Source organism: Nocardia blacklockiae (assembly GCF_015477355.1).
GTDB classification, from domain to species: domain Bacteria; phylum Actinomycetota; class Actinomycetes; order Mycobacteriales; family Mycobacteriaceae; genus Nocardia; species Nocardia blacklockiae.
The window spans coordinates 157,574-169,802 of record NZ_JADLRJ010000013.1; the positions used below are offsets into that span (position 1 = coordinate 157,574).

Below are 12,229 nucleotides of genomic sequence, written 5' to 3' on the forward strand. Positions count from 1 at the left end.
CTGGGAATGGTCGAAATCAGCAGACGGGGCTGCGATTCATCCGTCCCGTGAGCCAATGTCGTAGTTGATCGTCATAGCCGATCGGTGATCGCCGCGACTGCGGTTCCAGCGCGCTGCGGTGCGGTTCGACCATCGGCGTGTCCACCGCGACCCGCACCATCTGCGCGATCGCCAGCGGTCTGCTCGAGTATCCCGGATAGGGGTACAGCAGCAGCGATGTCGGCGTGTAGCCGCCGCTGTAGTTGAGCGCCCGCACCGTGACCCCGGCCGTGTCGCCGGTGCGTAGCTGATCGCCCAGTTCGATCAATCGGTTCCGGTCGTCGGGGTGGAACACGTCGATGGGCCGGAACAGATAATCCCACCGAATCCAGGGGGCGGGATCGGTGAGCCAATGCGAGATACTCGTGTGCTCGAGCTGCAACACCGCCAGGTGCGTGCCGGCCCGGCGGTGCGCCTCACGCAACCCGACCCGCTCCAGGGTCGGCCACACCGGCGAGGTCCGATCGGAGGTGATGTCCTCGATGAGCAGCCAGGCGCCGCAGGTCCGTTCGTCGTCGCGGACGCGAATCGTGATGCGCCACTGCCCGAGCCGGCCCATGCCGTCGGTGACCGGCACGTCGAACTGCATCTTGCCGCCGGACTTCGGTTCGTAGAGCAGGTCGAGCACCTCGGCATGGCGATCGAACCCCGAAACACGGTGGAACAGTTCCGCGATCGACATCCGCGGCACGTATTCCTCGGGCGAGATCCCCGCCAGCCGCGTGATGCCGCTGGGTTGCTGGAGGGTCTGCGAGTGCAGATCCCAGATCGCCCCCACCGCGTGGTTCGGTGGCGGCGTCACCGACAGCGCCGGGCCCAGCCACAGCCGCACGGCGTGCACGTCGCCCGCCGGTCCGAAGACCGGGCGAACCTTCAGCACGTGCGGCTCGGTCCGGGTCTGAATCCGCAGATCCACATCCTCGGCCTGTTCCCGTGCCAGCTGGATCAGCTCGGCGATGCGCGCCGTGGTGATCGCGTCGTAGCAGGCCGGCATCTTGGCCAGCAACCGCTGTATCGCCCGCTGCCAACCGGCGAAGTCACGTGCCGAATCCCCGACCGACGCCACGGACATCTCGCCCGCGTTCAGGGTCTCGATCGTCACCCATGGGATCACCGCGTCGCTTCGCATGTGTTTGCCCGTACCAACCCGTTCCTTCGGCTGCACGACTCAGATGAGCCATGCTTACCCAAAGCAATGTACCGTTACTCAGCGGTCCATACAATAGGGATCGAAGACTGCTCGGGTGAGAAGCAAGGTTACCGGCATTCGAAGCCAGGACAACATGTACTCGAAGTTGTATACCGTCCTCGGTAAGTGAACTTACAGTCCGAACCGGCCGCGCGAGCGCGAATCGTGCCAGAGCGCCGCACTCGGATCCACGCCGCCCGATCCGCGGCGGTCAGTCGTCGCTTTCGGTCATGGCCAGGACGCCCGCGCCCGCCAGCACTCCCACTGCGCCGAGTTCCGACGGCACCACCCGCAACCCGGTCAGGAAGCCGAGCCGGGCATGGGTGGCGACCGCGGTGCCGATCGGCTTCCACAGTGGTGAGCCGCTCTGCGCCAGCGGCCCGCCGACCGCGACCAGATCGATGTCGAGCAGCGGCGCCACGGAGGCGACCACCCGCCCGAGCGCCGTTCCCGCCCGTTCCAGTGCGGCAACCGGAATGCTCTCTCCGGCAACGGCCGCGGCGAGCAGGTTCTCCGCCGACCCGCCGGTCCAGCCCTGTCCGGTCGCCCAGCGCAGGACGGCGCCTTCGCTCGCGACCGCCTCCAGGCACCCACGGCCGCCACATCCGCAGCGATCGTCGAAGCCGGGAACGAGCATGTGCCCGATGTGCCCGGCGTTGCCGGTCCTGCCGACGACCGTGAAGCCGCCGACCGAGATGCCGGCGACCACCCGATCGGACACGAAGATCGACAGGGAATCCATCACCGTGCTGGTGGCGCCGAAGTTGCGCTCGGCCAGGGCCAGACACACCCCGTCGAAGGCGAGCCTGACCTCGGCGGCGGGAAACAGCTTCCGCACCTGTTCGACGATGGCGAATCCGGTCCGCCACTCCGAAATCTCGGTCGGCGCGACGATTCCCGCCGCCATATCGATCGGCCCGGCCGCGGCGATGCCCACCGACGACACCTCGATACTTCCGGCGACGTCCAGCAGCAGCTCGCGGCAGGCGTCCCACACGCCGCGATCCGGCACGGGGATCCGGCGTATCTCGTCCTCCCCTACGTCGTCGGCCACCCGCCCGGCCGCGAACCGGACGGGACCGATCTCCAATGCGAGTCGTGTCATCAGCTGCCCATCGAGATATGCCGAATAGTCGAGGCACGAACCATAACTCAGAGCCCGCCCGTGGGCGCGGCTACCCGGCGACGCCCGAGCACGATGCGGCGGTGGGGAGTCGGCGGCGCCGGTTCGGTGCACACCGGACGCGGCCCGTTGTGGATGATGCGCAGCGGCCGTTTGTGGTCGATGGGCGCGGCGCGGTGGCGGTCGAGGTTCTCCACGATCCGGCCCGCGCTGTCGTAGGCCACGCCGGCCCAGATCATCGCGCGCGGCCCGTCCCCGCGCGCGATGAGCGCCTGCGCGAGTTGGTCGCATTTCGCGAAAAGGGGGCAGCTCTGGCAGGTCCGGATCGCCGAGCGCCAGGATTCCGGGGTGCCGACGTCGAGATCCCAATCGTCGGGACCGTCGGCACAGGGGGGCCGATGAGAAGGTGACTTCGAAGGAAGATGCGAGGCCGAGGGGGCAATCGCTGCCGGGATCTGCACCGGCGCAGTGGGATTCGTAACCAGCCAACGAGGCTGAGTGGTACGCATAGCCGTCTCCGAGGATGCCGAGGGCACGCCGAGTGCGCGTGACCCGTGGTCGGGCGGACATCGAGGCTGCTCAACAGTCCCCGGAAAACCAGCAGTGAACGCTGTAATTGGCACGTTAACCCACGATTCGACAGTGGGCAACCACTTCCACCGCTACTTAACGGCACGTTGACCAAGACGTGATGCTCGCGTATCGTCATTTAACGGCTCGTTCAACCACGGTCCGTTTCCGTGTGGCGTAGGTTGTGGTTTTCTGTGAGGTATGGCTGCAGTGGAGTACACCATTGATGAACTGGCGCGAGCAGCCGACACTACTGTGCGCAGCGTTCGCGTGTACCACGAACGCGGCCTGCTGCCCTCCCCCGATGTGCGGGGGCGGATCGGATATTACGACGCCGACCACCTCAACCGCCTGCAAACGATAAGCCGGCTGCTCAGTCGCGGCATGAAACTCAACGGCATCCGCGAACTCCTGGACGCCTGGGACCGCGGCGACGGCCTGGCCGAGGTCCTCGGGGTGGCCGACCAGCCGCCCGCCGAGGGCGCCCCGCCGCCCCGGCCCGCGAACGAATCCGCCGACGCCCCACCGGATCTCGAACTCCCCGATTACGTCAAGGAAGCCTTGGCCGCCAGCGGCGACCCACTCGATGCCTACCGGGTGATGAATCCGCGCTGCTACGACCTCGCCGCCCGGCTCGTCGACTCCGGCCTCCCGGTGGAACAGGCGATCCAGCTGGTGGAACGGCTCCGGCAGGACTGCGAGCGGCTCACCGGCCGCTTCGCCACCGAGGTCCTGTACCTGCTCGCCGGACAACAGTACGAGCGCTCGGAGCGCAGCCCGAAGGATTACGCCAAACTCGAGACCGAGCTGGCCATCGCCAGGCTCATCGCGACGCGCGCCGCCTCCGAACTCATCGATCAGTCCTTCGCCCGGCACGCCGAGACCCCGCCGTACGCGGGCGAGCAGTCGGCCTGAGCCGCTACTGCGTCCACAGCTCCGCGTTGGGGAGATCGGCCAGCGCGTCGGTGACGTGGTCGTCGACGTGCACGTCCACGCCGTGGCGCGGGAGTTCGGTGGCCAGCCGGGCCGCGATGGTCGGCGCGGTGCGGTAGTCGAGCACGACTCCGCCCTGCGGGAACCTCATCTGCACATGGACCACACGCTGCGTCTCAGGCATTGCGTCACACCCACCAGACTCCGGTTTGCACGATTGCGTTCAGCATATTTCGAGCAATCTCGAGTGTATAGCCGCCGCCCGGTCAGCGCCGGGACCCCGAACGGTTGCCAAGATCGACCGGTCCGGTCGGTTTGCTGGCAAATCCCCAGCACAACCCGCATGCGGACCCCGAGCCCGGACACTTCGGACCGCACCTCCACCCCAGAGCGGACAATCGCCGGACAACCGCATCACCGCCCCTGCCCTCACCGCGCCACGACACGCAGCGTGTTCAGCTCCGGATCGGTCGGGTCCGGCACATTCATCCCCGCCGCGAGCCCGGTGCGCAGATAGTCGATCACCGCGCGGTCGATGAGTTCACCGGGCACGATCACCGGAATGCCCGGCGGGTAGGGCGTGACCTGTTCGGCCGCGATCCGGCCCGGCGTCTCCTCGATCGGCACCGCCTCGGTCGGCCCGAAGAAGGCGTCGCGCGGCCGCAGCACCGATTCCAGTTGCAGCTCACGCGGTTCCGGCAGCCGCATCCGCGGCGGCCGCGGGTCGGTCAGCTGCACCCGCCAGGCGGCGAGCGCGTCGACCAGCGTGTCGATCGTGGTCTTGTCGTCGGCCATCGACAGCGTCGCCAGCACCCGCCGATGATCGCTGTGCCCCATGTCGATGCGCCGGTTCTCCCGCAGCCAGTCGACCACCTGGTATCCCGTCGCGCCGGTCTCGGAGACGTCCAGCAGCACCTGCATCCGATCCAGGTCGTGCGAGGCCTCGACGCCGAGCAGTTCCTGCTCCATCACCGTGATGCCGGGGATCCGCGCGAGTTCGGTGCGCGCCCGGGCGGCGTTCTCCAGTGCGGCGGTGAGCAATTCGCGGCCGTGCTCCACCATCTGCCGCCGCCATCCGTCGATCGCGCAGTACAGCAGCACATTCGGGCTGGTCGTGGTGAGCAGGTCGGCGCACAGCTTCAGCCGCCCGTGGTCGACCAGGTCGCCCTGCACGTGGAACACCGAGCCCTGTTCGAAGCCCGCGCCCATCTTGTGCACGCTGACCACGCAGATGTCGGCGCCCGCGTCCATCGCCCAGGTCGGCAGGTCGTCGTGGAAGGGCAGGTGCGCGCCCCACGCCTCGTCGATGATGAGCGGCTTGCCGCGCTCGTGGCACACTTCGGCGATCCCCGAGATGTCGGCGCAGGTCCCGTATGGGCTGGGGCTGACGATCAGTGCGCCTGCCGCGTCGGGGTGCCGCTCCCAGGCCTCCCTGACCTGTTCCGGCGACGGCGGATGCGAGATGTGGCGCTCGGCGTCCCAGCGCGGGGCCACCCAGTACGGCTGCACGCCCGAGAAGACCAGCCCGGCCACGATCGACTTGTGACTGTCACGGCCGACGATCAGCCCGCCGTCGCCGCCGGCCACCGCCAGCATCGCGGCCTTCACCGACAGCGAGCTGCCGCAGGTGCTGAAGAAGGCGGTCTGCGCGCCGACCGCGTCGGCCATCAGCGCCTCGGCCTCGGGCAGGCGGTCGCCGCGGGCGAGCCTGTCGTCCAGTCCGGGTGTGGCGAGCACGTCGCAGCGCAGGGCGTCGCCGAGCACGTCCCGGACCCGCCGGTCCGCGCCGCGGCCCTGCCGGTGACCGGGCGGAGTGAACCCGTAGCGGCCCAGGCGCTGGTACTCCGCCAGCGCGTCGAGCATCGGTGCACGTGAATGATCCATCGTTCTCGCCATACCCGGACGCGGCGGCACTATGCGCCGCGGCTCAGGACAAGATCGGCGGGTCCACGCCGCCGAGGGCGGTGTTGCCGGAGTGGAAGCGGTTCACCACCTCGACGATGCCGTCGCCCAGCGGGCTGCCCTTGCCGAGTACGAGCACGGCCTGCGCCAGTTGCGCGCAGGCGTCGTCGACGGCAGCGCGGGCGTGGTCGCGCTGCACGATGACGGTGGCGTGCAGCAGCGCGGTCAGCGCCACGGAGGCGTTGAACAACTGGAGCACGATCATCTTGGCGGTGAGGTCCAGCCCGGTGTACACCGGCAGATCGCGCGAGGCCGCGACGGTCGCGACGAGGGAGGCGATCAGTGCGCAGGGCAGCGCCCCCGCCAGCCGGAAGCGCACGGCCGCCCAGATCAGGAACGGGAACACCAGGAACATCAGCGCCCCGGAATTCGACACCGCGACCAGCGTCACCGCGAGCGTGCCCGCCAGCACGCCCACCGCCTCGACGGCACGGAACACGTTGAGCGGCTTGAACATCCGAGAGCGTTCGAGCAGCAGCAGCAACGGCGTGAAGGTCAGTACGCCCATCGCGTCACCGGTCCACCACACCGACCACGTCCCCCAGAAATTGCGCGGGCCGTCGGTGGCGAGTGCCAGCGTCGCGCTGCCGATCGTGGCGCTCACCAGCATGCCCCCGAGCGCGCCCAGGAACACCAGCGCCAGCGCGTCGCCGACCCGCTGGAACTGATTGCGAAAACCCGCGCGCCGCAACAACAGATACGCGCACACCGGGGCCGCGGTGTTCCCGGCGGTGATGGCGAGCACGGCGGGCAGCGACGGCCCGATCAGGATATTGGTCGCGAACGCGCCCAGCGCGATACCGGGCCAGCTCCTCGGCCCGAGCACCAGCAGGCAGGCCAGGGCGATCCCGGTCGGCGGCCAGATCGGCGTGACCTGCTGGCCGACGAGGGCGAGTTGCAGCCCGGCCTGGGCGGCCACGAAGTACGCGGCGGCCACGGCGACTCCCCGGAGCACCGCCGCCGCCTGCGTGCGGAACGACACAGTCAGCAAGAATACCGCCCACTTCGCTCGCTTCGACGCCGATCTTGCTCGGGGACTTGGCATTTCAAGCCCCCTTGGCATCCGGGCGGGACCGGGGCGAAAGCCGACCCGGCGTCAGTCCGGCGGGCCCGCGAGGATGGCGGTGACGACGTCGACTAGTTCGCGCAGCACCTCGTCCGGGGTGAGCCGGACGCCGGAGATGGCGAGCAGATTCTGCGTCTGATGCACGTCGCCGAGCACCTGGAAGGTCATCGTCATGGCCTGCGCCAATCGGAAACGCACTGTGCGCCTGGGCAAGTCGGGATACCGGCGCTCCAGCAGCGCGGTGAAGCGCACCGCTTGATCGGTGAATCCGTCGGCGACGGTGGTCAGCGCGGGATGCCCGCTGCCGAGGATGCCGGCGATGAACTTCACCCAGGCCGCGCCCTCCCCCGCGGCCATCTCGTGCACGGGCACCACGAACGCCTCCGCCAGCCCCCGCGCCGTCACCTCGCCGGACCGCTCCATCTCGTCGAGCAGCGCTCCGCGCCGAGTCGCCACGGCGTCGCTGCGCCGGCGGATCAGCGCCTCGATCAACGCGTCCTTGGACCCGAAGTGGTAGTGCACCGAGGCGACATTGGTGCCCGCCGCGGCCATCACGGCCCGCAGCGACACCGCGTCCACTCCGCGTTCGGCGAACAGGCGCTCCGCGGCCAGCACCAGCCGCCGATCCGTCGGCATCGCCAGTTCCTCGGCGGTCACCCGGAGTTCGGCATCGCCCGTTCCATTCGTCACCTGCCGCATTGTAATCACGTGCGGACCAGCGTCTCCCACAATCTCTATCAAGTGATCTAATCAACTGATAGAGTGGCCCGTCATGAGCACGCTGACCGCGCCCGTGCACGACTTCGCCGACCTGACCGGACTCGTCGCGGGCGACCCGGATCGCGCGGTCCCCGTGGTCGAGGTCTTCACCGGCAACCCGGTGGCGCGGCTGCCGCAGTCGACCGCGGCCGACGTGGACGCCGCCTTCGCGCGCGCCCGCGCCGCGCAGGCCGAGTGGGCGCGATGGCCGATTCGCCGGCGGCTGGCGGTGTTCGAGCGCTTCCACCGCCTGGTCACCGAACGCCACGCCACCATCACCGACCTGATCCAGATCGAGACGGGCAAGGCGCGGCGGATGGCGTTCGAGGAGCTGTGCGACATCCCGATGGCGACGAGTCACTACCTGAAACACGCACCGCGACTGCTGCGCCCGGTCCGGCATCCGGGCGCGATCCCGTTCGTCAGCACCGCCACCGAGATTCGCAAGCCGCGCGGCGTGGTCGGCGTGATCGCCCCGTGGAACTTTCCGTTCGCCATCGGTTTCTGCGACGCGATCCCGGCGCTGCTGGCGGGCAACGCGGTCGTGCTCAAGCCCGACAACCGCACCCCGCTGAGTCCCGCCTACGGCCTGAAGTTGTTGCGGGAGGCGGGAATTCCGACTGACCTGGTCCAGATCGTCTGCGGCGACGGGCCGGTGGTGGGCCCGGCCGTGGTGGACCGCGCCGACTTCGTCATGTTCACCGGCTCGGAGGCCACGGGCCGCCGGGTCGCCGCGCAGGCCGCGGGCCGCCTGGTCGAGGCGTGCATGGAATTGGGCGGCAAGAATCCGATGATCGTGCTGGCCGACGCGAACGTGGACGAGGCTGTCGAGAGTGCCGTGGCCGGGGTGTACAACAACACCGGTCAGCTGTGTCTGCACGTGGAACGCCTCTACGTGCACGACTCGGTGTACGCCGACTTCCGCGACCGGTTCGTCGCGCGGGTCGCGGCGCTGCGCGTCGGTCCGGGCTACGACTTCGACGCCGAGATGGGCGGCCTGATCTCCGAGGAGCACCGCGACCGGGTGGCGGCCCAGGTCGACCGGGCGCGCGAGCACGGGGCGCGGGTCCTCACCGGCGGCCGCACCCGGCCGGATCTCGGGCCCACCTTCTACGAGCCGACCGTGCTCGAAAACGTCACGGCCGGAACGGATCTGTTCACCGAGGAGACCTTCGGCCCGGTGGTGGCGCTGTACCCGTTCGCGACCGTCGACGAGGCGGTGCGGCTGGCCAACGACACCCGCTACGGACTGAGCGCCAGCGTGTGGGGCCGCGACCTGGCCGCCGCCCGCGCGGTCGGGGCGCGCCTCGAGGCGGGGCACGTGAACATCAATGACAGTGCGGCCCTGGCGTATGCGAGCAAGAACGCGCCGTCGGGCGGCTTCAAGGCCTCGGGCATGGGGGTGCGCAACGGCGATCAGGGCCTGTTGAAGTTCACCGAATCCACCAACGTGGCGACCCTGAAACGCCAGGTGCTCACGCCCCCGCCGAATCAACCTTACGAGAAGTACGTGGGACAGACGATACGGATGCTGCGCATGATGCGCCGCTTCCGCCTGCGCTGAGTTCGGCTGTAGCGCAGGCAGTTTGGTGGTGTCACGCGGTGGGACGGTCGAATTCCCCCTCCCTGTCATCCCGGCATGCTTTTGGCCGGGATCCACACCCCCAGGCGGGATTCCGGCCAAAAGCATGCCGGAATGACGGGGGCTCGAAGCATGCCGGAATGACGGGAGGAACTCCCTCCTACTGCCCGAGCCGCTCTGCGGCGAGGGCCCGCACCGCCTTCTTGTCGATCTTCCCCAACCCCGTGAGGGGAAGGTCGTCGACGGTGAGCACGTGCTTGGGCACCTGCACGGAACCCTTGCGCTGCTTCACTTCCGCCTGGATCTCCTCGATCACCGTCGCCACGGCGGCCGCATCGTCGGCGATCTCCTTGTCCAGCACCACCACCGCGGTCACCGCCTCACCCCAGCGCGGGTCGGGCACCCCGACCACGGCGACGTTCAGCACCCGGGGATGTTCGGAGACAACGTCTTCCACCTCACGCGGGAAGACGTTGAACCCGCCCGTCACCACCATGTCCTTGCTGCGCCCGACGATATGCCAGAACCCGTCGGGATCCTCGCGCGCGAGATCCCCGGTGTGCAGCCAGCCGTCGCGGAAGGTCTCCGCGGTCACCTCGGGCAGGTTCAGGTAGCCGCCCGCGAGAAGTGGCCCGGAGACACAGATCTCGCCGACCTCACCGGCGGCCACGGCCTTCCCGTCGGTGCCGATCAGCGCGGTCCGCAGCGCGGCCGAGGGACGCCCGCAGGAGGTCAGGCGTTCCTTGTCGTGCTCGCCCTTGGCGAGGTAGCTGATCGCCATGGGCGCCTCGGACTGCCCGAAGTACTGCGCGAAGATCGGCCCGAACCGCTCGATCGCCTGGGTCAGCCGGGTCGGGTCGATCGAGGACGCGCCGTAGTACACGGTCTCCAGCGAGGACAGGTCGCGGCGGTCGATGTCGGGATGGTCGAGCAGCGCGTACAGCATCGACGGCACCAGCATGGTCGCGGTGATCCGATGTTCCTCGATGGCGCGCAGCACTTCTCCCGCGTCGAAGCGTGGCAGCACCACGCATTGCCCGCCCAGCAGCACCACGGGCAGGAAGAACGCGGCCCCGGCGTGCGAGAGCGGCGTGCAGATGAGGAATTTGGGCCGCTTGGGCCACTCCCACTCCGACAGCTGGATCTGGGTCATGGTCGCCATGCCGCCGGCGGTGCCGATGACGCCCTTCGGTTTCCCGGTGGTGCCACCGGTGTAGCTGATCGACACGACGAAATCCGGTGGCACGTCGACCGCTTCGATCGGCTGCGGCTCGAATTCCGCCGCGGCGGCGATCAGATCGACGCCGACGTCGGCGAGTTCGTCCGGCACCGGCCCCAGCACCAGCACCCGGGTCAGCTCGGGCACGCGGTCCACGAGATCCCGTGCGCGCTGCACGAATTGGGGCAGCGGGTCGATCACCAGGCTGGTGATTCCGGCGTCGGCGAGCACGTGCACGTGGTCGTCGAGCCCGCCCATCGGGTGCAGGGCGGTGCGCCGGTGGCCGCGAATCTGCCCCGCGCCCAGGATGAACAGCACCTCGGGCCGGTTCAGCGCCAGCAGCGCGCTGGGTGTGCCGGTGTCCACGCCGTGCGCGGCGAACGCGGCGGCGTAGCGACTGATCGCGTCGATGACGTCGGCACCGGTGAGCACCGTGTCGCCGAGGGTCATGACGGGCTCGCGGCGATGCCGGCGCAGGCCCGCCAGCAGCGAGTGGCCGTTGTGCACCGGCAGCCGCAGACGGGTGGCCGGATCCGTTATCTCGGTCGATGTTTCGCGCACTGTCTCTCCCATACTCATGCGACGCCGGGTGCCGCGTAGACGGTAACCACGCAGGCCCCGCCGAGGCCCAGATTGTGTGCGAGCGCGATCCGCGCGCCGGAAACCTGCCGCTCGCCCGCGAGTCCGCGCAGCTGCCAGGACAACTCGGCCGCCTGCGCCAGCCCGGTGGCGCCCAGCGGATGCCCCTTCGAGATCAGCCCGCCGGACGGGTTGACCACCCACTTGCCGCCGTAGGTGGTGGCCCCGGACTCCACCAGCGGCCCGGACTCGCCGGCATCGCACAGTCCCAGCGCCTCGTAGGTGATCAGCTCGTTGATCGAGAAGCAGTCGTGCAGCTCGATCACGTCCACGTCGCCGATGCCGATCCCGGCGGTGTCCAGGGCGCGTCGTGCCGCGGCGCGGGTCATCGGCGCGCCGACGACGTCGATCATCGAGCCGGTGTCGAAGGCCTGCGCGTCGTCGGTGACCAGCTCCTGCGCCAGGATCTCCACGGCCTGCGCCTCGAGGCCGTGCTCACGGACGAAGTCCTCGCTGACGAGCACCGCCGCGCCCGCGCCGTCGGACATCGGCGAGCACTGCGAGCGCGTGAGCGGGCCGTGCACCGGCCGGTCGCCGAGCACCTCGTCGAGGGTGTAGGGAACCTGGAACTGGGCCAAGGGGTTTCGCGTCGAGTGCTCGTGGTTCTTCACAGCCACCCGCGCCAGCTGCTCGGGCGTGGTGCCGTAGCGCTGCATGTGCTCCACGGCCGCGTTGCCGAAGAACTGGGTGGTCATCGGCGCGGTCCCGAAGTCGTACTCCTGGGCCATCACCCGCAGGTGCGCGTCCACGGTGGTGACGGCGGGCTTGGTGGCGGGCCCCGCCATCGCCTCCTTCGTCATCTGCTCGAAGCCCACGGCCAGCGCCACGTCGGCGAGCCCGCTCCCCACCCACTCCCGCGCCAGCATCACCGCGGTGGACCCGGTCGCACAGTTGTTGTTGACGTTGACGATCGGAATCCCGGTCAGCCCGACGTCGTACAGCACCCGCTGCCCCGCCGCCGACGGCTGGAACACATACCCGACCGCCGCGCGCTCGATCCGGTCGTACCCCACCCCCGCGTCCGCGAGCGCCCCACGCACGGCCTCCCCCACCATCTGCGGGTAGGTCCACTCCCGCGACCCGATCTTGACGAACGGTGTCATCGCGACCCCGACCACGAAAACACGCCGCATCTGCATCATCCTCAC

At 69.3% G+C, this 12,229-nt stretch carries 11 protein-coding genes; 2 read left to right on the forward strand and 9 right to left on the reverse strand.

The genetic code is table 11. From position 1 onward, the window contains the following. Positions 1-16: 16 nt before the first annotated feature. From IU476_RS29790 to IU476_RS29800, 3 genes are all read right to left on the reverse strand, one after another. Positions 17-1,141, reverse strand: a complete 1,125-nt coding sequence (locus IU476_RS29790; RefSeq protein ID WP_195105610.1) for a GAF domain-containing protein — start codon at positions 1,139-1,141, stop codon at positions 17-19. A gap of 298 nt (positions 1,142-1,439) precedes the next feature. Continuing rightward, positions 1,440-2,333 carry an ROK family protein gene (locus IU476_RS29795; RefSeq protein WP_195105611.1) on the reverse strand — a complete coding sequence of 298 codons (894 nt, stop codon included), beginning with the start codon at positions 2,331-2,333 and terminating at the stop codon, positions 1,440-1,442. 47 nt (positions 2,334-2,380) lie between these two features. Further along, the gene (locus IU476_RS29800) at positions 2,381-2,860 is read right to left on the reverse strand and encodes a hypothetical protein (protein ID WP_195105612.1); all 480 of its coding nucleotides are present in this window, start codon (positions 2,858-2,860) and stop codon (positions 2,381-2,383) included. Positions 2,861-3,122: 262 nt separating this feature from the next. On the opposite strand from IU476_RS29800, the gene IU476_RS29805 reads away from it, so the two are divergent. Continuing rightward, the gene (locus IU476_RS29805) at positions 3,123-3,836 is read left to right on the forward strand and encodes a MerR family transcriptional regulator (RefSeq protein WP_195105613.1); all 714 of its coding nucleotides are present in this window, start codon (positions 3,123-3,125) and stop codon (positions 3,834-3,836) included. A gap of 4 nt (positions 3,837-3,840) precedes the next feature. On the opposite strand, the gene IU476_RS29810 is transcribed toward IU476_RS29805, so the two are convergent. The 4 genes from IU476_RS29810 to IU476_RS29825 form a co-directional block, all read right to left on the reverse strand. Beyond that, entirely contained in the window at positions 3,841-4,038 is a 198-nt protein-coding gene (locus IU476_RS29810; RefSeq protein WP_195105614.1) for a hypothetical protein, read from the reverse strand. A gap of 245 nt (positions 4,039-4,283) precedes the next feature. Then, on the reverse strand, positions 4,284-5,738 hold the full coding sequence (locus IU476_RS29815) for an aminotransferase class I/II-fold pyridoxal phosphate-dependent enzyme (RefSeq protein WP_195105615.1): 1,455 nt from the start codon (positions 5,736-5,738) through the stop codon (positions 4,284-4,286). 43 nt (positions 5,739-5,781) lie between these two features. Further along, the gene (locus IU476_RS29820; protein ID WP_195105616.1) at positions 5,782-6,798 is read right to left on the reverse strand and encodes an MASE1 domain-containing protein; all 1,017 of its coding nucleotides are present in this window, start codon (positions 6,796-6,798) and stop codon (positions 5,782-5,784) included. 114 nt (positions 6,799-6,912) lie between these two features. Continuing rightward, positions 6,913-7,581 carry a TetR family transcriptional regulator gene (locus IU476_RS29825; protein WP_195105617.1) on the reverse strand — a complete coding sequence of 223 codons (669 nt, stop codon included), beginning with the start codon at positions 7,579-7,581 and terminating at the stop codon, positions 6,913-6,915. Between the two features lie 73 nt (positions 7,582-7,654). Here IU476_RS29825 and IU476_RS29830 point away from each other — a divergent pair, with 73 nt between their 5' ends. After that, a complete protein-coding gene (locus IU476_RS29830; RefSeq protein ID WP_195105618.1) occupies positions 7,655-9,205 on the forward strand; it encodes a succinic semialdehyde dehydrogenase in 1,551 nt (516 codons plus the stop codon). 178 nt (positions 9,206-9,383) lie between these two features. On the opposite strand, the gene fadD8 is transcribed toward IU476_RS29830, so the two are convergent. Beyond that, a complete protein-coding gene (gene fadD8, locus IU476_RS29835) occupies positions 9,384-11,021 on the reverse strand; it encodes a fatty-acid--CoA ligase FadD8 (RefSeq protein ID WP_438944085.1) in 1,638 nt (545 codons plus the stop codon). Further along, the gene (locus IU476_RS29840; protein ID WP_195105619.1) at positions 11,018-12,214 is read right to left on the reverse strand and encodes a thiolase C-terminal domain-containing protein; all 1,197 of its coding nucleotides are present in this window, start codon (positions 12,212-12,214) and stop codon (positions 11,018-11,020) included. The genes fadD8 and IU476_RS29840 overlap by 4 nt, the downstream gene beginning before the upstream one ends. Positions 12,215-12,229: the final 15 nt, after the last annotated feature.